Raw genomic sequence first — 25507 nt, forward strand, 5'->3', positions numbered from 1 at the left:
TGTGCCCGACTACGGTGGACAATCGTGGCAACAAAACCTGAAATCGAATTTCCGGACGGCCCGGCACCCACCGAGCTGGTCATCGAAGACGTCATCGTCGGCGACGGTGAGGAAGCGGTACCCGGCGGCTCCGTGGAGGTGCACTACCTCGGCGTGGAGTACGACACCGGCGAAGAGTTCGACAGCTCGTGGAACCGCGGCGAGTCGATCACCTTCCCGCTGCGCGGCCTCATCCAGGGCTGGCAGGACGGTATCCCCGGGATGCGCGTGGGCGGCCGGCGCAAGCTGACCATCCCGCCGGAGCAGGCCTACGGTCCGGCCGGTGGCGGCCACCGGCTGTCCGGCAAGACGCTCATATTCGTCATCGACCTGCTGGCCACCCGCTAGCGAGTACCAACAGAACCGCCGTCGTTCCGGTCCAATGTGGGCCGCAGCGACGGCGGTTCTTTGTCTTGTGCGGGTCCGGGCGTGGGGCAGATCACCCTCGGGCGGCGTTCGGATCGACGAATGTTTCGCGACTACACCTTGCAAGAGGCCCCGGCATGCGGGCTTTCGGTGTCCACGTGAAAAAAGGATCGACAGATATGACCAACCCGCAAACCACCGCCCAGCCCGCTCCGGCCAAGACACGGTGGTGGCGCACCAAGAAGGCCCGGTTGGCCTTCACCATCATCGGCGTCTCACTGATTCTGCTCGCCAAATTCAGCTTGGCCGAGAAGCGCGAAGTGCAGCAAGCGACCACGGCTGCGAAGCAGGAGATCACGAGTTACCTTGTCGGCGACTGTGTTGCACTCGGGGCCGACGGAAAAGACGTGCACCGCACCGACTGCGGCACCGACCCCAGCTTCACGGTGGGCGCGGTGCTCGACAGTGACCGCTCGTGCGCCAATGCCAACTACATCAGCTATGACTGGACTCTCGACCATCACGCGGTCGGCCGGCTCTGCCTCGTCGAGAACCTCACCGCCGGGCACTGCTATCACCCCACCGCCAGCGGCAAGAACCTCGAACAAACCGACTGCGCCGTCAGTGATGACAAGGCCTACAAGGTGGTACAGCGATTCGACTCCGCGGCCGCCCAGTGCCCGGCCGACACCACCACCTACAGCTACCCCGCCCCGGTGCGGGCCTACTGCTTGGCGCCGACCGCCGGCTCTGATTAGGCCGGCTCGGGCAACCGAGGTTCTCGACTGGCCGGTTGTGGCACGTGGAAGTACGAAACGCGTGTCATAACCGGCCGCTCGGCTCGGATTAGGCCGGCCCGGGCAACCGCAGCAGCAACCGCACGCCGCCGAGCGGGCTGGCCTCCAATGAGGCTGTGCCGCCGTGCAATTCGGCCTGCTGAGCCACCAGCGCCAAGCCCAGGCCCGACCCGGAATGCGATGCCGTCGACCCGCGGGAGAACCGCTCGAACACCCGGGTGCGCTCCTCTTCGGGCAGCCCGACGCCGTCATCGTCGACGGCGATCTCCACCCCGGCCCGTGAGGCCACCGCGGACAGCTGCACCCGGGTCGCGTTCCCGTGCTTGACCGCGTTGGCGATCGCGTTGTCCACCGCCAACCGCAACCCGGCGGGCAGCCCGAGGATCAGCACCGTCGGCGCGGGCACCAGCGACACATCCAGGTCGGGGTACACGCGCATGGCGTCATGTGCGGCGCGGTCGAGCAGTTCGGTGATGTCCACCGGCACATGGTCGTCGGAGGTGGTCAGCTCGCCCTGCGCCAGACGCTCGAGCGCGGTCAGGGTGGCTTCGATCCGGGTCTGGGTGCGGATCACGTCGCCGAGCACTTCCTTGCGCTGCTCGTCGGGCATCTCCAGGGTGTCGAGCACCTCGAGGTTGGTGCGCATGGCGGTCAGCGGGGTGCGCAGCTCATGCGAGGCGACGGCGGCGAAATCGCGCGCCGACTCCAGCGCCGCCTTGGTCCGCTGCTGCTCGTCGCCGATGCGGGCCAGCATGCCCTCGACCGCCTCGCCGATCTCGGTGGCCTCCCAGACGCCGCGCACCTGAACCTCTTCGGGCTTGGACTGCGAGTTGATGGCCCGGGCCTGCTGGGCGAGCCGCCGAAACGGGGTGATCATGATGGCCGAGATGATCCAGCCGACGATGGCGGTGCCGCCGATGACACCGCCGCAGATCAGCAACACCCGGCGGTGCTGGGCGTCGATCTGGTGCTCGGTCTCGGCGGTCGGCGCGCCCAGGGCGACCGAGGCCTGGCCGGCGCTGAACGTGCGCACCCGATATTTGACGCCGTTGATCGTGGTGGTCGCGAAACCGTCCGGGAATTCGGGCAGCACGATGTCATCGGGCGCGGACACGGTGGATCCGGCGATGCGGGCGGTGCGCACCAGGCCGCCGTTGGCCGCGGGTTCGTCGGTGTGATCGTTGAGGGCGCTGCTGAGCAGGGTGGTGACATCGCCGAGGCTGCTGATCGAGTCGAGGCGGCGGTCCAGCTGGCTGTACTGCTCGTTGGTGATGCCGATCCACACCCAGGTGCCGATGGTGATGACGGTGGCGATCACCGAGAACGACGCCACCAGCACGATCGAGCGCAGCGACAGCGCCCGCTTGGGTAGTCCGAGTATTCGGTACAGCCGGTCGTTGAGATCCATGCGAACCTACTGCTGCCGCAGCACGAACCCCACGCCGCGGACCGTGTGCAGCAGCCGGGGCGCACCACCGGCCTCCAGCTTGCGGCGCAGGTAGCCGATGAACACGTCCACGACGTTGGTGTCGGCGGCGAAGTCGTAGCCCCACACCAGCTCCAGCAGCTGGGCGCGGGAGAGCACCGCGGTCTTGTGCTCGGCGAGCACGGCGAGCAGGTCGAATTCGCGCTTGGTCAGGTCGACGTCGGTGCCGTTGACCCGGGCCCGCCGGCCCGGGATGTCGACTTCGAGCGGGCCGACCGAGATGGTCTCCGAGGAGAAGGTCGCGGTTGAGCCGCGACGGCGCAACAACGCCTTGACCCGGGCCACCAACTCCTGGAGCACGAACGGCTTCACCAGGTAGTCGTCGGCGCCGGCTTCCAGCCCGGCCACCCGGTCGTCCACCGAGCTGCGGGCCGACAGCACGCAGACGGGTACGTCGTTGTCCATGGCGCGCAGCGCGGTGACGACGCTGACGCCGTCGAGCACGGGCATGTTGATATCGAGCACGATCGCGTCCGGCCGGGTCTCGGTGGCGCTGCGCAGGGCTTCGGCGCCGTCGACCGCCGTGGCGACCTCGAATCCGGACAGCCGGAGGCCTCGTTCCAGGGACGCGAGGACGTCGGGATCGTCGTCGACGACGAGAACCCGGGGTGACGCTGCTCCACTGTCCATAAGGCCCATCTTGCCCGATGAATCACCGCTATTGCGGCAGGCACGTCCCGGACACCATTGGGTGCTAGCATCCGGCATTTATGCAGGCATTTACGCCGCGGGTGATCGTGCAGCCCGATGACGGCGTCGAACCTGTACGGCAATTCGTCGCGTCGGCCGAGAAATCGTTACTCCTCAAACAATTCACCTTCACCGAGGAATCGTTGCTGGAAACGGTGATCGAGCGGCATGACGCGGGTGTCGACGTGCGGGTGATGCTGAACCCGGCCCGCTCCGGCGGGGACCGTGCCAACGACGATTCGTTCACCCGGCTGCAGGCCGCCGGCGTGAACGTGGCGTGGACCAATCCGAAGTTCTATGTCACGCATGAGAAGTCGATCGTCGTCGACGGGCAGGCCGCGCTGGTGGCCACGTTCAACCTCTGCGAGAAGTACTTCACCCTCACCCGCGACTACGGCGTCGTCACCACGGTGCCGCAACACGTGGCGCAGATCGTCGACGCGTTCGACGCGGACTGGGAGCACCGCGACGATTGGCATCCGGCGGTGTTCGAGGGGCTGTTGTGGAGCAATTCGAATTCGCGATATCACATGGCGCAATTCATCGACGCCGCCCGGCACCGGCTCGATATTCAGCATCCGAAATACGTGGACGCGGTGATTCTGGACCACATTGCGGCCGCGGCCGGGCGCGGCGTGAAGGTGCGCGTGCTGTGCGGCGGGAAGCACGGCATCAGCGAGTGGGACATCCTGGACACCTTCGCCTCGCTGCGCACCCTGCGCCGGTTCGGCGTGAAGGTGCACAAGCAGAAGAACCTGCGGGTGCACGCGAAACTGCTCATCGCCGATGACGCGCACGCGCTGGTGGGCTCGATGAACATCGACCGCAGTGCCTTCGACCTGCGCCGCGAGCTCGGCGTCATCGTCGAGGATTCCGAGGCCGTCGCCCGGCTGGGCGCGATCTTCGCCTTCGACTGGGAGTCCTCGCATCAGTACGAGCCGCCGGATCCACTGCGGCCGGGGGAGCATGGCGAGGACGATTTCCCGCATGATCCGGACTTGATGCATGAGTGATGTCGGGGACCCGGGGTCAGACAGAGCGCGTGAGGTGTCCTTGGTGGAACTGGCGCTCACGTTCAACCACATCGCCCTGGCGTCGTTCGGCGGGGGGCTCTCGGCCTGGTCGCGGGAAGTGCTGGTGGTCGAGAAGGAGTGGCTGGGCGAGGCGGAGTTCCTGTCGGCGATGACGATGTGCCGGATCCTGCCCGGCGCCAATCAGGTCAACATGGCCGTCTTCGCCGGCACCAAGATGCGCGGCCTGGCCGGGGCGGTCGCGGCCGTCGTCGGCCTGTGCCTCATGCCGCTGGTGATCATCCTGGTGCTGTCGTTCGTCTACTTCCGTTTCAAGGAAGTGCCCGCCGTCAAAGGGGTGCTGCACGGCGCGTCGGCCGCGGCGGTGGCGCTGACGCTGACGATGGTGATCAAGACGGGCCAGAAATGCCTCACCGGGGTGGTGCCGGTGCTGCTGTTCGCTGGGGCATTCCTGCTCAACGGGGTGCTGCGCTGGCCGTTGCTGGGGACCTTGGCGATCATGGCGCCGCTGAGCCTGATCTGGGCCTGGCCACGGGGGCGTGCGCAGGTCAAGTCGTGAGCACCTACCTGCAGATCGCCGGCCTGTTCGGGATGCTCTCGCTGCTGTCGATCGGCGGCGGCAACGTGGTGCTGCCGGAGATGCACATGCAGGCGGTCAACCACCGGCACTGGCTGACCAACAACCAGTTCGCCGACCTGTTCTCCATCTCGCAGACCGCGCCGGGACCCAGCATCCTGATCGTGTCGATGGTGGGTTACGGCGCGGGTCTGCATGTCGGGGGTGTGCCCGCGGCAATCCTGGGTGGGTTGATCGCGATGGTGGCGATGGTGCTGCCCGCGGCGTCGTTCGTCTACGTCGTGACGCTGTTCTGGCAGCGCGCCGAGAAGTCGAAACTGCGTATCGCCGTGGAGAAGGGTTTCGCGCCGCTGACCGTCGGGCTCATCCTGGCCACCTCGCTGGTGATGAGCCGGGCCGCCGACCACGACTGGCGGGCCTACACCGTCACCGCCGTGTGCACCGGGATCTTCCTGGTCAGCAAGGTCAATCCGCTGTTCATCGTGGCCGGCGCCGGCGTGATCGGGTACCTCGGCTTCATCTGAGGTGGGGAATCGTTCTGGGGCGAGCGCAGCGACGGGGAAATCAATTGACCTCAATATTTGTTGAGGTTTTAACGTGGTGTCGTGTCGGGTTATTCGGTTGTCCGGCATGGCAGCATTGATGCCGGGGGATGGGCTTCGCGGCGCTCCGTGCGTCGGAAGATCGCGATTGGTCACGACGTAGATGTCGGTGACGTGAGTTAGACAGTCTTAGTGGGTGGGGTCATGGATACGGACGGAAGTGCGCTGCGCGGGGCACCGGCCATTGCGCCGCCGCCGCGTCGTATCCGCGCGTCCTCGGACATCCTGCGCCTGCTGCCGTACCTGAAGCCCTACCGCGTGCGCTGGGCCGTCATGGTGCTGGCCGCGTTCGTCAGCCTGGGCGCCACGGTGTCCATCCCGCTGATCACCAAGGCGGTCATCGACGGCCCGATCCGCCACCAGGACGAGCGCGGGCTGTGGATCCTGGGTTCGGCCGCCACCGCCGTCGGTGTGTCCGAAGCCGTGCTGTGGTTCATCCGCCGCTGGCTGGTGGCGCGCGCCACCATGGGCGTGGAAGCCGATATCCGCAAAGACCTCTACGCGCGGCTGCAGATCCTGCCGATGAACTTTCACGGCCGGTGGCAGTCCGGGCAGCTGCTGTCGCGGGTGATGAACGACTTGGGCACCATCCGGCAGTTCCTGTCCTTCGGGCTGCTGTTCCTGATGCTCAACTTCGTCCAGATCGTCGTCGTGACGTCGATCCTGCTGGCCATGTACTGGCCGCTCGGAGTCGTCGTGGTGCTGTCCATCGCGCCGATCACCGCGACGGTGCTGCACTTCCAGCGGCAGTTCACCCAGCTGTCCCGTCAGGCGCAGGACCAGTCCGGCAACGTCGCCACCCACGTCGAGGAGCAGGCCCTCGGGATGCGGGTGGTCAAGGCGTTCGGCCGGGAGGAGTACGCCTACGAGCGGTTCGACGAGCGGGCCTCCGACCTGTTCGACACCGAGGTCTGCAAGGTCGGGGTGTCGGCGAAATTCTGGACGCTGCTGGAGGTCATCCCGACGGTCACGCTGATCGTCGTCCTCGGTGTGGGCGCCTATGCGGCGGGCCACGGGTTGGTCACCATGGGCACCCTGGTCGCGTTCATCACCATGATGCTGTCGCTGGTGTGGCCGATCGCCTCGCTGGGCTTCCTGCTGTCGATGACACAGGAGGCGATGACGGCGGCCAACCGGGTCACCGAGATCTTCGACGCGCCAAGCGAAATCACCGACGGGCCGGACGGTGCCACTCCGCGCGGCGGTCGGCTGGAACTCGTCGACGTCGGCTTCCGGTTTGCAGACAGCTCGGACTGGGCCTTGCGGCACGTGAACCTGGCCGTCGAGCCGGGGGAGACCATCGCCCTGGTGGGTTCCACCGGATCGGGCAAAACGGTGCTCGCCGCCCTGTTGTCCCGGCTCTACGACGTCACCGAGGGCCGGATCATGTTGGACGGCAAAGATATCCGTGACCTGTCGCTGCCGGCGCTGCGTCACGCGGTGGCCACCGCGTTCGAGGATCCCACGCTGTTCTCCATGTCCGTGCGGGAGAACCTGCAGCTCGGTAACCCCGTCGCGAGTGACGAGCAGCTCGCCGAAGCGGTCCGGGTGGCGGCCGCCGAGTTCGTCTACGATCTGCCGTTCGGTCTGGACACCCGCATCGGGGAACAGGGAATGAGCCTGTCCGGTGGTCAACGGCAACGGCTTTCGCTGGCGCGGGCCATCCTCGCCCACCCGTCGGTGCTGGTGCTCGACGACACCCTGTCCGCGCTCGACGTCCACACCGAGGCTGTCGTCACCGAGGCGCTGGGCCGGGTGCTGCGCGAGGTCACCGGCATCGTGGTGGCGCACCGCGCCTCGACGGTGTTGCTCGCCGACCGGGTCGCGCTGCTGGAGAGCGGCACCATCACGCATATCGGCACGCACGGCGAACTGCTGGCCGGCGTGCCCGAATACCGCTATCTGCTGGCCGCCGACGACGAGCTCGACGACGGCGCCGAGCGTTCCTGCGACTGGGAGAACGACGAATGCCGTTCTCAGCTGGAGCATCTGCACCTGGAGGATGAAGCGCTGTCCACCTGGGAGCGTCAGCGATGAGTACCACGGACTGGCGCGGTCAGGCGGTCGAGTCCGCCGACGATTCGGTGATCGACGAAACCGTGTCGCGGCGCGGCGAAGCGCGCGCGCTGCTGTTCTCGCTACTGCGGCCCTACCGCGCGGTGATTGCGGTGCTGGCGATCATCGTCGTGGTCGAGAACGCAGCCCGGCTGTCGGTGCCCATCCTGGTGCAGCGCGGGATCGACCATGGCATCCCGCCGATCCTGGCCGGCGGTTCGGCGCGCGAATTGGTGGTCATCCTGGCGGTGCTGTGCGGTGTGGTCATCCTGCAGGCCGGCAGCCGCATGGTGTTCCTGCGGCGGTCCGGACGGATCGGCCAGCAGGTGCTGCTGGAATTGCGGCGCAGGCTGTTTCGTCATTTCCAGCGTCTCGATGTGGCCTTCCACGACCGCTACACGTCGGGGCGGGTGGTGGCCCGGTCCACCAATGACATCGAGGCCATCCAGGAGATGCTGTCGACGGGGTTCGACGGGCTGATCACCGCCGTGCTCACGATGTGCGGCACCGCCGTGCTCCTGTTGGTGCTGGACTGGCGGCTGGGCCTGATGTGCCTGTGTGCCTTCCCCATTCTGGTCGGGCTGGTGTGGTGGTTCCGTACCGAATCGTCGAAGACCTACCTGAAGGTGCGGGAGGCCGCGGCCCTGGTCATCGTGCAGTTCGTCGAGACCATGACCGGCATCAAGGCCGTGCAGGCGTATCGCCGCGAGCCGCGCAACCAGGAGATCTTCGAAGACGTTGCCGACCAGTACAAGTCGATCAACGAGCGCGCCTTCAAACTGATGGCGATCTTCATGCCCAGCGTGCGACTGGTCGGCAACATCGCCACCGGGGTGGTGCTGCTCTACGGTGGCTACCTGGTGCTCGAAGGCCGGATGACGCTCGGCACGCTCACCGCGTTCCTGCTGTACCTGCGCATCTTCTTCGAACCGATGCAGGAGATCTCGCAGTTCTTCAACACCTTCCAGTCGGCGTCGGCCGCGCTGGAGAAGATCTCCGGGGTGATGGCCACCGAGCCCGGGATCCGCGATCCCTCGGATCCGGTGCGGTTGGCAGCGGTGCGCGGCGAGGTCGACTTCCGCGATGTGCGCTTCGATTACGTGCCGGGCCGTCCGGTGCTGCCGGATCTGACGCTGCACCTGCCTGCCGGGCAGACGGTGGCGCTGGTGGGGACCACCGGCGCCGGCAAGACCACCATCGCCAAACTCATTGCGCGGTTCTACGACCCGGTCTCGGGGGTGGTCAGCCTGGACGGGGTCGACCTGCGCGATATCGAGCAGGCCGAACTGCGCCGCCACGTGGTGATGGTGACCCAGGAGAACTTCATGTTCGAGGGCACCGTCGCCGACAACATCCGCTTCGGCAGGCCCTCTGCGACCGATGCCGAGGTGCGCGCCGCCGCAGAGGCCGTCGGTGCGGACCGGTTCATCGACGCGTTGCCCGACGGGTACGCCACCGACGTCGCCAAACGCGGTGGCCGGCTCTCTGCGGGGCAGCGTCAGCTCATCGCGTTCGCACGGGCGTTCCTGGCCGATCCGGCGGTGCTGATTCTGGATGAGGCGACGTCCTCGTTGGACATCCCGAGCGAGCGTCTGGTGCAACGGGCTTTGGTGACGGTGCTGGCCGACCGCACCGCCGTGGTGATCGCGCACCGGCTGTCCACGGTGTTGAGTTCGGACCGGGTGCTGGTGTTGGAGCACGGGCGGATTGTCGAGGACGGGCCGCCCAGTGAATTGATCGATGCGGGTGGGCATTTCGCGGGGTTGTATCGGGCGTGGGAGGACTCGCTGGCCTGACGAGTGGCCCCTGCCGCGCGCGTCATTCTGTGCATCCTGTCGCTTGGGCGGTATCAACTGCCGTCAACTTTGAGGACCACCCAGCTCGGGCCGGGCCCTTCGGAGCTGTCTGCATCCTTCTGGGCGGATGACATCCGTTGACGCGCGGATACAACCCTGGCTACTATTCACATAATCAATGTATATAGTTGAATATTTGACACCCTGCTCCAGGGGGTGGTCCTGCTACACGCAGTTCCGACGGGGAGAGTGAGCAATGCGCAAAGAAGCACACAGTCGGCACCGCGTGGTCGCATCGGGGGAGCGACGCATGCTGCGCACTGCGGTCGCATTAGGCGCCGTCGCCGCAATCGGTGCCGGTGTCGGTGTCGTTCCGGTAGCGCACTCCGCGGTAGCTGTTCCGATGCGTGGAACTGCACCGGCGGTGTCATTAATGGCCACCGTCACCGACGCGGCCACCGAGACGGCAGCGATCGAGCTACTCAAGGCGACGTATTTTAACGATGTCGATACCAAGAACTGGGCGGCATTGCGCAGACTTTTTGCCTCCGACGCTGTGGTCGACACCACGGGGTCGTACGGGCCGTACTTCTCCAGCCGCGACTTGTTCATCGCTTTCACTGCACTGACACTGAGTGCAATCAATACCCGCCACCAAGGTTATGACCCGGATATCGACCTGAGCTCAGATACGACGGCCGGTGCCGTATGGACCATGCAGGACAGACTTTCCCTGGCCGGGCTTGTCACGATTCATGGTTACGGCCATTACACCGATGAGTACGAAAAGGTCGACGGCCAGTGGGTGGTCACCTACTCCAAACTCACCCGCACCGGATTCTCTTTGGAATTCACCGCATTCGACAAGTTCGTGGCCGGGATCAAAAAAGCCTATGCCGCCGGCGGCCCCGTCGCGGCACTTCTCCAGGTTGTTCCCGGCGTCGTGGAAATCCCGGTCAGCGCAGTCAGAAACCTTGTCGGCGCCCTCGCAAGCAACTTCGGCGGAGCGCCCGCAAAGGCGGACCCGATCACTGTTCCGGATGGGTCCACCGGCGTGACCACCGAGCCGCCGGGGCAGACTACCGAGACCTCCGCCGCTGTCGCCGACTCGGCATCGACTTCATCGGCGAAGACGGTCACCCTTCGAACGTCGGCGCGGACCGCGGGGTCATCGGATTCCACATCGACATCCGCGGCAGAAACGGCTGACGCTACCGAGTCGACCGAGTCTGCAGACCGAACCACGAAGTCGACGCAATCTACAGAAGCCGCCGCCGGTACCACGAAGTCTCAAGCGACTACCGCCAAGCCGGCAAAGAAGGCCTCAGCTACCAAGATTGAGACGACTGACACCGCGGGTGCGGGGGCGAATACCACGACCGAGTCAACTGGTCAGAATGACTCGAGCACTTCCGGATCGACGTCACCCGACGGTGCCGGTCACAAGAGCGCCGAAGGTGCAAAATCCGCGTCGGAATCCTCGAGCGGATCGCAGCAATAGCCCAATTGGCGTTTACCTGTGCATACGATCGTCGGTGAGTCGATCGACACGGTGGACCGTCACGGAATCAACCGCCCCCGCCGGGCCCGCGACACCGCCTCATGCCGAGTCTTCGTCCCGAGTTTCGCTGCGGCACTGCGTAAATAACTTTTCACCGTCTCCGGTTTCAACGAAAGTCGCTGAGCGGCTTCCACATTGGTGCACCCGAGGGCGACCTGGGCAAGTACGTCAATTTCGCGCTGAGTCAGCGGTGCGGCAACCGGAGCGCCGCCTGACAACGCCGCCCCCAACTGGTCGGCCAGCACCCGCAGTTGGCCCTGCATCTCGTCCGGTGCGGAGGCGGCCAGCCGGCGCAGGTCGGCGTGCACCTCCCGGATCTTCTCCGGGTCGGCCACCCGATCCGTGAAGCCGGACAGGTGCGCCTCGCGCAACCGCATCCGTCGGTCCACCTCGTCGCGCACCCGCAGCTCATGCGACAGCCGCCGCGCCGACCCCACCATCAGGTCCATCGCCCGGCCACCGATCGGGGCGGCGGAGCGGTACGCGCCGTAGAGCATCGCCCGGGCTTGCCCGTCCACCAGCACCGGCACTGCCAGCACCGAGCGGATACCTTCGCCGGACACCGGTGCGTCGTAGTCGTGGGTGATGTTGACGTCGTTGCGGTAGTCGGCCACCGCCATCGGCCGGCCGGCCACCATGCTGGCCCCGCCCAGCCCGGACCGGGAGCGCACCACCAGCCCCCGCAGCCCGCCTGTTCGCGTGCCGACGAACTCGGTGAGCAGCAGCGCGTCCCCGTGCACCTCCCCGCCGAACAGCACCGGAACCCTGGCCTCGGCGGCCACCCGCCGCAGCTCAGCGCGCACCGCATCGGTATCGCGAGGCCTTAACAGCGATTGCACAGAATTCCCCTCTTTCGGGGGTAGCGGACGGGCGAGTGTGACGTAGATCCTATCTGTATGTCGACCAACACCGACCTCTACCGCGATGCCCGCGACCATCTGGTCGAGGTCATCAGCGACTACGACAAAGCCGTCGAGACGTTCCGGTGGCCGGAGATCACCGGCTCCTTCAACTGGGCGACCGACTGGTTCGACGTCATCGCGCACAACAACGAGCGCACCGCTCTGTGGATCGTCGAGCAGGACGGCAGCGAGCGCAAGGTCACCTTCGCCGAGATGGCGCAGGCCTCTGACCAGGTGGCGACGTGGCTGCGCGGGCTGGGGGTGAGCAAGGGCGACCGGGTCATCTTGATGCTCGGCAACCAGGTCGAACTGTGGGAGGCGATGCTGGCCGTCGCCAAGCTCGGAGCCGTCATCATGCCGACCACCGGTGCGCTCGGACCGGAGGATCTGGCCGACCGGATTACCCGCGGCGGCGCCCGGTTCGTCATCGCCAACGCCGCCGACGCACCCAAGTTCGAGCAGGTACCGGGGGACTACGTGCGGATCGCGGTCGGCGACGTGGCGGGTTGGCACCGCTATGCCGACGCGTACGACGTCGCCCCCGACGCACACGAGACCGTCACGACCGTCGAGGACCCGCTGCTGGTCTACTTCACCTCCGGCACCACGAGCAAGCCGAAGCTCGTCGAGCACTCCCAGATCTCCTACCCGGTCGGGCACATGTCGACGATGGCCTGGATCGGGGTGCGCCCCGGGGATGTGCACCTAGCCATCAGCTCGCCGGGCTGGGCCAAGCACGCCTGGAGCTGCTTCTTCGCGCCGTGGATCGCCGAAGCGACCATCTTCGTCTACAACTACAGCCGGTTCGACGCGGCCGACCTACTGGCGCAGCTCCACCGGGCCGGCGTCAGCACCTTCTGTGCACCGCCCACGGTATGGCGGATGCTCATCCAGGCCGACCTCGGATCCAAACCCGAAGGGCTGCGCGAGATCCTGGGCGCGGGGGAGCCGCTGAACCCCGAAGTGATCGAAACCGTGCAGCGCGCGTGGGGCTTGACCATCCGCGACGGGTTCGGGCAGACCGAGACCACCCTGCAGGTCGGCAACACCCCGGGGCAACCGGTCAAGGCCGGCTCGATGGGCCGGCCCATGCCCGGCGTGCCGGTGGTACTCATCGACCCGCTCACCGGCGAGTTGGCCGACGAAGGCGAGATCTGCCTGGACCTGTCGAAGGCGCCGCTGAACCTGATGACGGGCTATCTCGATGACGCACAACGCAATGCGACAGTGATGCACGGCGGCTACTACCACACCGGTGATGTCGCGGCCCGCGACGCGGACGGATACATCACCTATATCGGGCGTACCGATGACGTGTTCAAGTCCAGCGATTACAAGGTCTCGCCGTTCGAGTTGGAGAGCGTGCTCATCGAGCACCCCGCCGTCGTGGAAGCCGCGGTCGTCCCGCAACCGCATGACACCCGGCTGGCCATCCCGAAAGCCTATGTGGCACTGGCCGAAGGGTGGTCGGCCGACGCCGAGACCGCGCGCGCCATCATGGAATACGCCCGCGACCACCTCGCGCCGTATCTCAAGGTGCGTCGGGTCGAGTTCTTCGAACTGCCCAAGACTATTTCCGGCAAGATCCGGCGCGTCGAACTGCGGCGGCGCGAAGACGAAGCGCACGAGTCGGGGTCGCCGATTCCGACCGAGCACCGCTACGAGGATCTGGTGCAATGATGCTGAGTTACGACGCCGGGCCGACGACCCTGCCCATCCTCGAGGAGACCATCGGCGCGAACTTCGAGCGCACCGCGGCTGCCCACCCAGACATCGAGGCGCTCGTCGATTGCGCACAAGGCACCCGGTGGACCTACCGTGAACTCAACGACGAAATCGATATGGTGGCAAGGGGACTCCTGGGCCGCAGGATCGCCAAAGGCGACCGGGTGGGCATGTGGTCGCCGAATCGGTCCGAGTGGACCATCGTGCAGTACGCGACCGCCAAGATCGGCGCGATCCTGGTCAACATCAACCCGGCCTACCGCACCCACGAACTGGGGTATGTGCTCAACCAGTCGGGTGTGCGGATGCTGATCTCGGCCACCGAGTTCAAGAGTTCGGACTACGTCGCGATGGTCGACGCCGTGCGCCCGGAAGCGCCCACGCTGACCGACGTGATCTTCCTGGGCACGGCTGACTGGGACGCCTTGCGTGCCGGCGCGGTGGCTCCGGAGGAACTGGCGGCACGGCAGAAGACGCTGAACAACACCGACCCGATCAACATCCAGTACACCTCGGGCACTACAGGTTTCCCTAAAGGGGCGACCCTGTCGCACCGCAACATCCTGAACAACGGGTTCTTCGTCACCGAGGGCATCAATCTGCGGCCGGGGGACCGGCTGTGTATCCCGGTGCCGTTCTATCACTGCTTCGGCATGGTGATGGGCAACCTGGGCTGCACCACGCATGGCGTGACGATGGTGATCCCGGCGCCCGGGTTTGATCCTGGCCTGACCTTGAAAGTCATTGAGCAGGAACGCTGCACCGGGGTGTACGGGGTGCCGACGATGTTCATCGCCATGCAGAACCATCCGTCGTTCCCGGAGGCCGATCTGTCGAGCCTGCGGACCGGCGTGATGGCCGGCGCGGTCTGCCCGATCGAGGTGATGAAGCGCTGCATCAACGAGATGAACATGGCCGAGGTCGCCATCTGCTACGGCATGACCGAAACCTCACCGGTGTCGTGTCAGACCCTGCACGACGACGACCTGGACCGCCGTACCGCGACCATCGGCCGCGCGCATCCGCATGTCGAGGTGAAGATCGTCGACCCGGAAACCGGCGATATCGTCGAACGAGGGCAGCCCGGGGAGTTCTGCACCCGGGGGTATTCGGTGATGCTGGGATATTGGGAGAACCCGGAGAAGACCGCCGAGGCGATCGACGAGGACGGTTGGATGCACACCGGCGACCTCGCGGTCATGCGGGAGGACGGTTACTGCACCGTCGTCGGCCGGATCAAGGACATGGTGATCCGCGGCGGGGAGAACGTGTACCCGCGCGAGGTCGAGGAATTCCTCTACACCCACCCCGGCATCGAGGATGCCCAGGTGATCGGCGTCCCCGATGCGAAGTACGGCGAGGAGATCTGCGTCTGGATCAAGATGAAGCCGGGCGCGGACCCGTTGGATGCCCAGGCGATCCGGGCCTTCGCCGAAGGCCGGTTGGCGCACTACAAGATTCCGCGCTACGTGCACCTGGTCGAGGAGTTCCCGATGACCGTCACCGGGAAGATCCGCAAGGTGCAGATGCGCGAGGAGAGTGTGGAGATCCTCGGCCTCAGCTGAATTCGGCGGTGCCGACGGTCCAGGCGCGGGCCTGGTCGCTGAGGGTGAAGCCGAGTCCGGGGCGGTCCGACAGGTGCATGCGGCCGGCGCTGATCTCCAGGTGCTCGTTGAAAAGTGGGTCCAGCCAGTCGAAATGCTCCACCCACACCCCGTGCGGATAGGTCGCGGCCAGATGCAGGTGGATCTCCATCGCGAAATGCGGAGCCAGTTGCAGGAATTTCTGCTCGGCCAGCGTGGACAGTTTGAGGAACTGAGTGATACCACCGATGCGCGGTGCGTCGGGTTGGATGATGTCCACCGAGTCGGCGTCGATCAGGCGCTGATGTTCACCGACGCTGGCCAGCATTTCGCCGGTGGCGATGGAGGTGTCCAGGGCGCGGGCCAGATGCGCGTGCCCCTCGGCGTCGTAGGCGTCGAGGGGTTCTTCGATCCAGACCAGGTTGAACTTCTCCAGGATGCGGCCCATGCGCATGGCGGTGGGCCGGTCCCACTGCTGATTGGCGTCGACCATCAACGGCACATCGTCACCCAGGTGCTCGCGCACTTTCTCCAGTCGGGCGATATCGGTGCGCCAATCGGGTTGTCCCACTTTGATCTTGATACCACCGATACCGGTGGACAGGGCTGCGGATGCGTTCTCCAGCACCTGTTCGATCGGGGTGTGCAGGAATCCGCCCGAGGTGTTGTAGGTGGGCACCGAGTCGCGGTGGCTGCCGATCAGTTTGGCGATGGGCAGGTTGGCACGCTTGGCCTTGAGATCCCACAGTGCGATGTCGAAGGCCGCGATCGCCTGGGTGGCCACGCCGCTGCGGCCGACGGAGGCGCCGGCCCAGACCAGCTTCGTCCAGATCTTGGCGATGTCGTTGGGGTCTTCGCCGATGAGGACGGGCGCGACCTCCTGGGCATGGGCGAACTGCGCGGGGCCGCCGGCGCGCTTGGAATAGCTGAACCCGATACCGGAGTGGCCGTCGGCGGTGTGGATCTCGGCGAACAGGAACGCCACCTCGGTCATCGGCTTCTGCCGACCGGTGAGCACCTTGGCGTCGCTGATCGGATTCTGTAGCGGCAAGGTGACCGATGACAGGGTCACGTGGGTGATCCGGTCCTGCGTGGCAGCGCCCGCCGCCAGAGCTTTGATCGCCGCGTCGGGCGCGCTGAGTGCACTCTTGATGGGTGCGCTGGTGGTCATGACATCCACGGTAGGGACGCCGTCCGATTCAGTCCAACACCGATTGTGGATTTATTGATGCATTGGCTGCATGGCAAAGTTTGATGCCCGATCGGCATCGTTATATGCCGAATCGGGCTTGGACGGGAATGTTTCCGGGTGCCTAGAGTCGGCCGGGGTCACCGATGTGACCTGAGCCACCCGGTTGTCTGCACGACCGGCCACGCAAGGAGTCCCGATGAATCCCGCAACCACGGCGCCGGCCGACAGCCCAGCTCGTACCCCGGCGGCCAAGGCCGGTCACGTGCGCTACGTGATCCTGGCGATGCTGTTCGCGGTCACCGTCATCAACTACGCCGACCGGTCCACCATCTCGATGGCCGGCGACGCGATCCAGGACGCCCTGGGCATCGATGCGGTCACGCTCGGCTACATCTTCTCCGCGTTCGGATGGTCGTACCTGGTGGCCCAGATCCCGGCCGGCTGGTTGCTGGACCGCTACGGCTCCAAAAAGGTCTACTGCGGGGCGATCCTGTCGTGGTCCATCTTCACGGTCTGCCAGGGCTTCGTCGGGAACTTCTCGATGGGCACCGCCGTCGGGCTGCTGTTCCTGCTGCGCCTGCTGGTCGGTCTGGCCGAAGGCCCGTCGTTCCCCGGCAACTCGCGCATCGTCGCTGCGTGGTTTCCCACCAAGGAGCGCGGCACCGCCGCCGCGATCTTCAACTCCGCGCAGTATTTCGCCACTGCGGCCTTCTCCCCGCTAATGGGCTGGCTGGTGGTGACCGCCGGCTGGGAGCACGTCTTCACCATCGTCGGCGGCATCGGTGTGCTGTTCGGTCTGCTGTGGATGTTCGTCATCTACGCTCCGCGCAACCATCCGCGTGTGAGCAAGGCCGAGTTGGACTACATCCGCGCCGGCGGGGCGCTGGTCGATATGGATGCCGGCGACGCCGCACCCGCGGAAGCCAAGGGCGCCAACCAACTTCACTACGTCAAGGCCCTGCTGCGTAACCGGATGATGCTCGGCGTCTACTTCGGTCAGTACTTCATCAACACCATCACCTGGTTCTTCCTGACCTGGTTCCCGGTCTACCTTGTGCAGGAGCGGCACATGTCGATCCTCAAGGCCGGCTTCGTCGCATCGTTGCCTGCGATCTGCGGCTTCGTCGGCGGCATCCTGGGCGGCGTGCTCTCCGACGGGCTGATGCGGCACGGCTGGTCGCAGACCAAGGCGCGCAAGCTGCCCATCGTGGTCGGCCTGCTGTTGGCCACCGTCATCATCGGGTGCAACTATGTCGACGCGTCCTGGCTCGTCGTGCTGCTGATGGCGGTGTCGTTCTTCGGCAAGGGTCTCGGTGCGCTGGGCTGGGCGGTGGTCGCCGACACCGCGCCCAAGGAGATCGCCGGCCTGTCCGGTGGTGTGTTCAACACCTTCGGCAGCCTGGCCGCCATCACGACGCCGATCGTGATTGGCTATCTGGTCAAGACGCATGGCTCCTTCGAACTCGCGCTGCTCTACGTCGGCCTCAGTGCGGTCCTGGCGTTGCTGTGCTACCTGGTGATCGTCGGGCCGATCAAGCGGCTCGATATCGCCGACTTGGAGCGCTGACCTTCCGCGCCGAGTTCGACGAAAAGGCGTGATCTACTCGCACTTTCGCGCCCGTTTGATCAATTGGGCGAAACCAGTCAGGCCAGCAGGGGGCTCAGCCGCGCCGCGCACTCCCGTAAGACGGGGACCTGCCGGATCAACAGCTGCTCCTGGTCGGCGCGCGCCGACATCGCCACGGCGGCCACCAAGGCCCCGGTGGCCGATCGCACCGGCACCGCGACACAGGCGGAGTCCTCGGTGACTTCGCCCACCTGGGTGGCCATCTGCTGGTCGCGGATCTCTTGGAGCTGTTGGACCAGAACCGATCTGGAGGTGATGGTGCGGCCGGTCAGACTGTGCAGCGGGAACGTGAGCAGGGTGTCGATATCGCGCTTCTCGGCCAGCAGCAGCTTGCCGACGGCGCAGGCGTGCAGGTGGTGATTGAGCACCGATTCGTCGGCCGGTGGCGGGTATTCGTCATCGGAGTCGGCCAACCGCACCGAGGTGTTGGTGAAATAGAACAGATGCACACCGAAGCGCACCGACAGCCGCAGCTCGGCCAGCGTCTCCCGGGCCGCGGTGCACACCGTAGGTGACACCGCCGCGTCGATCAGCACCCCCATCCGCGGACCCAGCGAGAATCCGGACAGATCCGGCAGTCGCACGATATAGCCATCGGCGACAAGCAGATTCAACAACCGATAAGTCGTGGCCGACGGCATACCGAGACGGTCCGCGATCTCCTTGGCGGTGACTCCCGCCCCCGCCAGCGCGACCGCTTCGAGCACCTGCAACGCACTCTGTACCGCCTTGGGTTGGCGACCCGACAGGGCGCCGTCACCGCGCCCGATTCCCCGGTCGCTTCGCTCCAGCCCGCCGGGGCTCACCGGCGCACCTCCCACGGGTTGTAGTCGGCGAACACGTCACCGGCCACCGTCTCGTCGAACACCCCGACCCGTTCGGCCAGGTCGGGCACCCTGCGGCGGCGCAACCCGAACGCGACGAAACCCGCGGCCAGCAGCGTGGCGTAGACCGCGGTGGCGATCCAGACCGGTGAGGCCACCGTCAGCGCAGCCCAACAGATGATGGCGATCATCGCCGCGGCCGCGGCGATCCCGATCACCAACGGGCCGCGGGTCAGTTCGCCGATCCGACGCAGGAATGCCGGGGCCGCCAGGCACACCAGCAGATACGCCCCGATATAGCCGTGCGCGGACACTGCGAGCAGTCCGACCAGCACCTCGCGACTGGATCCGGCGAGGAACAGATAGCCGACCGGCACCGCCACGATGACCGGCATCACCGCGCTCAGCGCCACATGCGGGGTGCGGTACACCGGATGTGCCCGCCCGACCCGTGCCGGGAGCACGCCCTCGCGGCCCATCGCGAACAGCGTGCGGGACAGCGCGGTGGTGGATCCGATGACACAGGCGAACCACGACGCGGTGATACCCAATTCCATCACGACCGACAGCGCCGCGTTGTCGGGCAACGAGAGCACGATGGGCACGGAACCGATTCCGGCCCTGATGGTTCCGGTGGTTTGCATGGCCGCGGCGAAGGTGTACAGCACGCCGAGCGCCAGCGGCGACCACCGGATCGCCCGGGTCACCGTGACGAACGGACGCTGCGCCTCACGCGCCACGGTGCCCGCGCTCTCGAATCCCACGTACGACGTGATGGCCAGCAGCACAGCAAAACCCAACGCCGAATGACTGTCGGGAACATCCACTTTGGGTGGGTCGTGGCCGCCGGAGACCGATCGGGTGAAGGCGATCACCAACACCGCGGCGGCCACCGCGATGGCGAACACCTCCACCGTCAGGGAGATGCGGGCCGACAACCGGATACCGCGGACCATCAACGCCCACGCGACGACGCCGACGAGCACCGCCAGCACCGCGATCACCGGCCGACCGTCGGGCACCCCCAGGCGGCCCAATAGTGCGGTGAGATAGCTTGCCGCGCCCAGGGTGCTCGCCATCGCTGCCGCCGCGTAACCGATGACCACCGACCAGCCGGCGGCGATACCGGGCACCGGCCCCAGTCCTTTGACCGTGTAGCTGTACAGCCCGCTGACCGCGACCATCCGGGTGGAGAACTGGGTGACGCAGTAACCCACCGCGGCCATCAAAAGCGCGGTCGCCACGAACACCGGCAGCGTCGCGCGCCCGGCCGCGGGAATGACCAGGGCGGGCAAGGTCACCATCACCGCCGAGGGCGCCACCGCCGACACTGACTGCCCCAGCACCTGGGCGAACGACAGCTGTGCCCGTCGCAACCCGGACACCGGTGAGCTGCTCCGCATCGCCCGTCTGCCACTCACTTCGGCAACGTAGCCGATCACCCACCCCGGCACAGCGTTGTCAGGTAAATCTTCGAAAACTTCAAATGAGAATCGAACCGGCCCCGTGCGTCACTTGTCCACCGCTGCATCCGTACGCTGCGAATTCCCGACGTCCAAATGAGAATGGCAACGACGTTCCAAATGAGAATGCAAAAGTGCGGAAAACCCATTAGGAATTAGTGGTGACGCAGACCACATCGGGGCGTAATCATGACCTACATGACAACCATGCTCAGCCCGGATCTGGACCCGCGGACCGCGGCCTTCGTGTCGGCACCCCGGCAGATGTACATCGACGGCCAATGGGCCGACGCGCTCTCGGGACGGCGGTTCGACACCGTCGACCCGGCCACCGAGCAGGTGATCACCACCGTCCCGCACAGCGGCGTCGAGGACGTCGAACGCGCGGTCGCCGCCGCCCGGCGCGCCTTCGAGGACGGCCCCTGGCCGGCGATGACACCGGCGCAGCGGCAGCGGATGATCTGGCGGATCGCCGAGGGCATCACCGCCCGCGCCGACCAGTTCGCCGAGCTGGAGAGCATCGACAACGGCAAGTCGGTGGCCGTCGCCAAGGCCGTCGACGTCACCTGGGCCGCGGAGATCTTCTACTACTACGCCGGCTGGGCCACCAAGATCGAGGGCCGCACCGTCCCGGTGTCGGTGCCGTGGGCGCCCGGCAGCCGCTTCCACGCCTTCACGCTGCGCGAACCGATCGGGGTCTGCGCCCAGATCATCCCCTGGAACTTCCCACTGGTGATGGCGGCCTTCAAAGTCGCGCCCGCGCTGGCCTGCGGTAACACCGTCATCCTCAAGCCGGCCGAGCAGACCCCGCTGACCGCGGTGCTGCTGGCCGAGGTGATCGCCGAGGCCGGTGTGCCCGACGGAGTGTTCAACCTGCTCACCGGCTTCGGTGATATCGGGGCCGCGCTGTCGGCGCATCCGGACGTCGACAAGGTCGCCTTCACCGGCTCCACCGAGGTCGGGAAGAAGATCGTCAACGCCGCCTCGGGCAACCTGAAGAAGGTCTCCCTGGAGCTCGGGGGCAAGAGCCCGCAGGTGGTGTTCGCCGACGCCGACCTGGCCGCCGCCATCCCCGGCGTGGCCGGCGGATTCCTGTTCAACCACGGCCAGACCTGCACCGCGGGCACTCGCCTGCTGGTCGAGGACACCATCTTCGACGAGTTCACGGCCGGTGTCGCCGAGCATGCGGCGGGCCTGCGCATCGGCCCCGGACTGGATCCCACCAATGACATCGGCCCGCTGGTGTCGCGGGAACAGCTCACCAAGGTGACCGGATACCTCGACGCCGGCATCGAGCAGGGCGCCCGCGCGCTGGCCGGCGGCGGACGGCACGGCGACACCGGTTTCTACGTACAGCCGACGCTGCTGGTCGACGTGCGCGACGACTTCAGCGTCTACCGCGAGGAGATCTTCGGGCCGGTGGCGGTCGCGGTGCCGTTCAACCGGGAACGTGGGGTCCGCGCCGCAGCGAACGACACCCCGTACGGGCTGGCGGCCAGCGTCTGGACCCGCGATGTGTCCACCGCCCACGAGGTGGCTGCGCAGATCAAGGCCGGCACGGTCTGGGTGAACTGCCATAACGCGTTCGACAGCGCGCTGCCGTTCGGTGGCTACAAACAATCCGGCTGGGGCCGCGAACTGGGCGAGGGCGCCATCGCCGAATACACCCAGACGAAGGCCGTCAATATCGCTCTCTGAATTTCCTCCGTCAAATGGGAATTGCCACATACAGCCATTCTCATTTGAACTCACCGAAGCCTTACCGCACGGCAACCAATTCACATTCAATTCCATCGAAGGTAGACCCATGACAACTGACGCAGTCCTGGATGCCGGCCGCGCGGCCGGTGGCCAGGCTCACCGATTGGCCGGCAAACTCGGCCCCACCGCCATCGTCTTCATGGTCGTCGCCGCGGCCGCACCCCTGACCGTCGTGGCGGGCACCTTCCCGATCGGCATCGCCGCGGGCAACGGCGCGGCCTTCCCGGCCTCCTACGGTGTGTGCACCGCGGTGCTGCTGCTGTTCGCCGTCGGCTTCACCGCGATGACCCGCCACATCCGCGGCGCCGGGGCTTTCTACACCTACATCGCCCACGGCTTCGGGCGTCACATCGGATTGGGTGCGGCGTTCCTGGCGCTGCTGTCGTACACGGCGGTGCAGGGCGGCGTGTACGGCTACGTCGGGGCGGCGCTGAACGAACTGGTCACCAGCCACGGCGGCCCGGCGGTGCCGTGGTACCTGTACGCGCTGGCGATGCTCGCCGTCGTCGGCACCCTCGGGTATCGGCACATCGAACTGTCCGGCAAGGTGCTCGGCGTCCTGCTGATCTGCGAAGTCGGGATCGTCCTGGTCATCAACGCCGCGGTCATCACCAAGGGCGGCGCCGAAGGCCTGTCGACCGCCGTCCTGCACCCCGGCAATTTCTTCAGCGGCGCACCGGGTATCGCGCTGATCTTCGCCCTGGCCGGCTACATCGGTTTCGAGGCGACCGCGGTCTTCCGCGACGAAGCCCGCGACCCGGCCCGCACCATCCCGCGGGCCACCTACGTGGCGCTGCTGCTCATCGGCGGCTTCTACGCGCTCTCCAGCTGGGTCATGGTCAGCGCCTGGGGCGACACCGGTGCGGTGGCCGCGGCCACCGATACACCGGCCACCATGCTCACCGACACCGCCAACCGCTACCTCGGTTCGGTGGCCGGCGACCTGGTCCAGATCTTCCTCATCACAAGCCTTTTCGCGGCCCTGCTGTCCTTCCACAACGTGCTGGCCCGCTACATCTTCTCGCTCGGCAACACCCGCGCGCTGCCAGAACGCTGCGGCCGTTCACACCTGCGCCACGATTCCCCGCATATCGCCTCGGTGGTCCAGACCGTCTCGGCACTGGTGTTGATCGTGGTGGCGGTGCTGGCCAATCTCGACCCGGTCACCCAGGTGTTCACCTGGTTCGTCGGCGCCGCCTCGGTCGGTATCGCCGTGTTGATGACCCTCACCTCGGCGGCGGTCGTCGTCTACTTCCGCCGCACCCGATTCGACACCCGGTTGTGGCACACCGTGATCGCGCCCGGGCTGGGCTTCATCGGCCTGGCCGTGCTCTCGGTGATGACGGCGGTCAACCTGCCGTTGCTCGTCGGTGGGTCAGCCACCCTGGCCGGTGTCATCGGGGTGCTGCTCGCCGGAGCCTTCCTCGGCGGCGCCGCGGTCGCAGTGCTGCGGCCGCACGCCGGCCACCAAGAGATCGAAACCGTTAAGGAGATTGCACGATGAGCACCGCGTTCCTCGAAACAACCACCACCACCGGCAGTTCCGAGCACCCGCTGAACCCGCTGAGCGCGGAGGAGATCCGCGCGGCCCGGCGCATCGTCGACGAGAACGGCCTGCTGTCGGCCTCCGTGCGCTTCGTCTTCGTCGCACTGGAGGAGCCGCACAAGTCGGTCGTGCAGGCCTACGCCCCCGGTGACCCGATCGACCGGCAGGCCCGGGTGCTGTTGCTCGACCGCGCCACCGGCCAGGGTAGTGACCTGGTGGTCTCCGTGACCCAGCAGAAGGTGGTGTCGCTGGAGCACGTCGACGCCGGCGTCGACGGCCACGTGCCGATCCTGGACCAGGAATTCGAGGACATCGAGGCCTTCCTGCTGGACTGCCCGGAATGGCTGGCCGCGATGGACAAGCGCGGGCTCACCCACGCCGATGTGCGCGCGGTGCCGTTGTCGGCGGGCGTCTTCGGGCATGAGGACGAGGTGGGCAAGCGCATCGTCCGGGTGCTGGCCTTCTATCAGTACGACGCCGCCGACCTGCCGTGGGCGCACCCCATCGACGGGGTGGTGGCCTACGTGGACCTCACCGAGCGCCGGGTCACCAAGGTGATCGACGAGATCGAACTGCCGCTACCCGCCGAGCGTGGCCAGTGGGATGCCGAACCGCACGCGGTGCCGCCGCGCACCGACCTCAAACCCATCGAGATCACCCAGCCCGAGGGGGCCAGCTTCACCGTCGACGGCAACCAGATCAGCTGGGCGGACTGGAAGTTCCGGTTCGGGTTCGACGTCCGCGAGGGCCTGACCCTGCACCAGCTGTCCATCGCGGGCCGGCCTGTGGTGTACCGCGCGTCGATCGCCGAGATGGTGGTGCCCTACGCCGACCCGTCGCCGGTGCGGTACTGGCAGAACTACTTCGACCAGGGTGAGTACCTGTTCGGCCGATACACCAATTCCCTTGAGCTGGGCTGCGATTGCCTGGGCGAGATCAAGTACTTCGACGTCACCATCGCCGACGAGGACGGTAACCCGAAGGTGATGAAGAACGCGATCTGCCTGCACGAGGAGGACTACGGCGTGCTGTGGAAGCACACCGACATGTTCAACGGGATGGCCGAGGTGCGGCGGTCGCGGCGACTCGTCATCTCGTTCTTCCTGACCATCGGCAATTACGACTACGGGTTCTACTGGTACCTCTACCTGGACGGCACCATCCAGCTGGAGGCCAAGGCCACCGGCATCGTGTTCGCCTCGGCCTACCGCGGGCCCGACGGGTTCTCCACCGAGATGGCGCCCGGGCTGGGCGCACCGTTCCACCAGCACCTGTTCTCGGCACGGCTGGACATGGAGGTGGACGGCCAGTGCAACGTCGTCGAAGAGGTCGACGCCGTGGCCGTCCCGATGGGCCCGGAGAACCCGTGGGGTAACGCCTTCCGGCCGCAACGCACCCGGCTGACCCGGGAGTCGGAGGCCATGCGCACCGCCGACAACCTCAAGGCACGGGTGTGGCACATCACCAACCCGGAGAAGACCAACCGGCTGGGCCAGCACGTCGGCTACGCGCTGCATCCCGAAGGTCAGCCGGCGCTGCTGGCCCACCCGACCAGCTCGATCGCCCAGCGCGCGGCGTTCGCCACCAAGCACCTGTGGGTGACGAAATACGACCCCGCCGAACGGTATCCGGCCGGGCGGTTCGTCAACCAGAACCCGGGCAATGCCGGGCTGCCGGCCTACGTGGCCCAGGACCGCGATATCGACGGTCAGGACATCGTGGTGTGGCACACCTTCGGGCTGACGCACTTCCCGCGCCCGGAGGACTGGCCGGTCATGCCGGTGGACTACGCGGGCTTCAAGCTCAAGCCGGTGTCGTTCTTCGACCGCAACCCCGCGTTGAACGTTCCCGCTGCGCCGAAGTCGCACTGCTGCGAGAGTTAGT

At 66.5% G+C, this 25507-nt stretch carries 20 protein-coding genes; 14 read left to right on the forward strand and 6 right to left on the reverse strand.

Annotation, left to right across the window (positions count from 1 at the left end; genetic code table 11):
- Positions 1 to 24: 24 nt before the first annotated feature.
- On the forward strand, positions 25 to 387 hold the full coding sequence (locus H7J86_RS19135) for an FKBP-type peptidyl-prolyl cis-trans isomerase (RefSeq protein WP_090354651.1): 363 nt from the start codon (positions 25 to 27) through the stop codon (positions 385 to 387).
- A 197-nt stretch (positions 388 to 584) separates the two neighbouring features.
- Positions 585 to 1163 (forward strand): LppU/SCO3897 family protein, encoded by a 579-nt coding sequence (locus H7J86_RS19140; RefSeq protein ID WP_090354652.1) that lies wholly within the window; start codon positions 585 to 587, stop codon positions 1161 to 1163.
- A gap of 88 nt (positions 1164 to 1251) precedes the next feature.
- Here H7J86_RS19140 and H7J86_RS19145 read toward each other — a convergent pair whose 3' ends face one another.
- Entirely contained in the window at positions 1252 to 2610 is a 1359-nt protein-coding gene (locus H7J86_RS19145) for a sensor histidine kinase (RefSeq protein WP_090354653.1), read from the reverse strand.
- A 6-nt stretch (positions 2611 to 2616) separates the two neighbouring features.
- A complete protein-coding gene (prrA, locus tag H7J86_RS19150; protein ID WP_090354654.1) occupies positions 2617 to 3327 on the reverse strand; it encodes a two-component system response regulator PrrA in 711 nt (236 codons plus the stop codon).
- 71 nt (positions 3328 to 3398) lie between these two features.
- On the opposite strand from prrA, the gene H7J86_RS19155 reads away from it, so the two are divergent.
- The 6 genes from H7J86_RS19155 to H7J86_RS19180 all read left to right on the forward strand — a co-directional run bounded on the left by H7J86_RS19155 (position 3399) and on the right by H7J86_RS19180 (position 10940).
- Positions 3399 to 4391, forward strand: coding sequence for a phospholipase D-like domain-containing protein (locus H7J86_RS19155; RefSeq protein ID WP_090354655.1), 993 nt, complete (start codon positions 3399 to 3401; stop codon positions 4389 to 4391).
- On the forward strand, positions 4384 to 4968 hold the full coding sequence (locus H7J86_RS19160) for a chromate transporter (RefSeq protein ID WP_267292646.1): 585 nt from the start codon (positions 4384 to 4386) through the stop codon (positions 4966 to 4968). The genes H7J86_RS19155 and H7J86_RS19160 overlap by 8 nt, the downstream gene beginning before the upstream one ends.
- Positions 4965 to 5510, forward strand: coding sequence for a chromate transporter (locus H7J86_RS19165; RefSeq protein WP_090354657.1), 546 nt, complete (start codon positions 4965 to 4967; stop codon positions 5508 to 5510). Before H7J86_RS19160 ends, H7J86_RS19165 begins: the two co-directional genes overlap by 4 nt.
- A 222-nt stretch (positions 5511 to 5732) precedes the next feature.
- Positions 5733 to 7625, forward strand: a complete 1893-nt coding sequence (locus H7J86_RS19170; protein ID WP_267292648.1) for an ABC transporter ATP-binding protein — start codon at positions 5733 to 5735, stop codon at positions 7623 to 7625.
- Positions 7622 to 9439, forward strand: a complete 1818-nt coding sequence (locus H7J86_RS19175) for an ABC transporter ATP-binding protein (protein ID WP_267292650.1) — start codon at positions 7622 to 7624, stop codon at positions 9437 to 9439. The genes H7J86_RS19170 and H7J86_RS19175 overlap by 4 nt, the downstream gene beginning before the upstream one ends.
- A 433-nt stretch (positions 9440 to 9872) precedes the next feature.
- The gene (locus H7J86_RS19180; protein WP_267292652.1) at positions 9873 to 10940 is read left to right on the forward strand and encodes a nuclear transport factor 2 family protein; all 1068 of its coding nucleotides are present in this window, start codon (positions 9873 to 9875) and stop codon (positions 10938 to 10940) included.
- Positions 10941 to 10999: 59 nt separating this feature from the next.
- Here the strand turns inward: H7J86_RS19180 and H7J86_RS19185 are convergent, their stop codons facing one another.
- A complete protein-coding gene (locus tag H7J86_RS19185; RefSeq protein WP_267292654.1) occupies positions 11000 to 11803 on the reverse strand; it encodes a response regulator transcription factor in 804 nt (267 codons plus the stop codon).
- A gap of 93 nt (positions 11804 to 11896) precedes the next feature.
- On the opposite strand from H7J86_RS19185, the gene H7J86_RS19190 reads away from it, so the two are divergent.
- Positions 11897 to 13582 carry an AMP-binding protein gene (locus H7J86_RS19190; protein ID WP_267292656.1) on the forward strand — a complete coding sequence of 562 codons (1686 nt, stop codon included), beginning with the start codon at positions 11897 to 11899 and terminating at the stop codon, positions 13580 to 13582.
- A complete protein-coding gene (locus H7J86_RS19195; RefSeq protein WP_267293021.1) occupies positions 13582 to 15192 on the forward strand; it encodes an AMP-binding protein in 1611 nt (536 codons plus the stop codon). The genes H7J86_RS19190 and H7J86_RS19195 overlap by 1 nt, the downstream gene beginning before the upstream one ends.
- Here H7J86_RS19195 and H7J86_RS19200 read toward each other — a convergent pair.
- The gene (locus H7J86_RS19200; protein WP_267292658.1) at positions 15185 to 16381 is read right to left on the reverse strand and encodes an L-talarate/galactarate dehydratase; all 1197 of its coding nucleotides are present in this window, start codon (positions 16379 to 16381) and stop codon (positions 15185 to 15187) included. The genes H7J86_RS19195 and H7J86_RS19200 overlap by 8 nt on opposite strands.
- Positions 16382 to 16598: 217 nt before the next feature.
- On the opposite strand from H7J86_RS19200, the gene H7J86_RS19205 reads away from it, so the two are divergent.
- Complete coding sequence (locus H7J86_RS19205; RefSeq protein WP_267292660.1) at positions 16599 to 17969, forward strand: MFS transporter; 1371 nt, start codon at positions 16599 to 16601, stop codon at positions 17967 to 17969.
- 77 nt (positions 17970 to 18046) lie between these two features.
- Here H7J86_RS19205 and H7J86_RS19210 read toward each other — a convergent pair whose 3' ends face one another.
- On the reverse strand, positions 18047 to 18799 hold the full coding sequence (locus tag H7J86_RS19210) for an IclR family transcriptional regulator (RefSeq protein WP_267293022.1): 753 nt from the start codon (positions 18797 to 18799) through the stop codon (positions 18047 to 18049).
- Between the two features lie 32 nt (positions 18800 to 18831).
- Complete coding sequence (locus tag H7J86_RS19215) at positions 18832 to 20274, reverse strand: APC family permease (RefSeq protein WP_372517294.1); 1443 nt, start codon at positions 20272 to 20274, stop codon at positions 18832 to 18834.
- A gap of 240 nt (positions 20275 to 20514) precedes the next feature.
- On the opposite strand from H7J86_RS19215, the gene H7J86_RS19220 reads away from it, so the two are divergent.
- The 3 genes from H7J86_RS19220 to H7J86_RS19230 all read left to right on the forward strand — a co-directional run bounded on the left by H7J86_RS19220 (position 20515) and on the right by H7J86_RS19230 (position 25506).
- Positions 20515 to 22014: an aldehyde dehydrogenase family protein gene (locus H7J86_RS19220; protein ID WP_372517310.1), complete on the forward strand. Its 1500-nt coding sequence runs from the start codon at positions 20515 to 20517 to the stop codon at positions 22012 to 22014.
- A 109-nt stretch (positions 22015 to 22123) separates the two neighbouring features.
- Positions 22124 to 23581 (forward strand): APC family permease, encoded by a 1458-nt coding sequence (locus H7J86_RS19225; RefSeq protein WP_267292662.1) that lies wholly within the window; start codon positions 22124 to 22126, stop codon positions 23579 to 23581.
- On the forward strand, positions 23578 to 25506 hold the full coding sequence (locus H7J86_RS19230) for a primary-amine oxidase (RefSeq protein WP_267292664.1): 1929 nt from the start codon (positions 23578 to 23580) through the stop codon (positions 25504 to 25506). Before H7J86_RS19225 ends, H7J86_RS19230 begins: the two co-directional genes overlap by 4 nt.
- Position 25507: the final 1 nt, after the last annotated feature.

This window comes from Mycobacterium hackensackense, assembly GCF_025822555.1.
In the GTDB taxonomy this organism is placed as follows: domain Bacteria; phylum Actinomycetota; class Actinomycetes; order Mycobacteriales; family Mycobacteriaceae; genus Mycobacterium; species Mycobacterium fluoranthenivorans.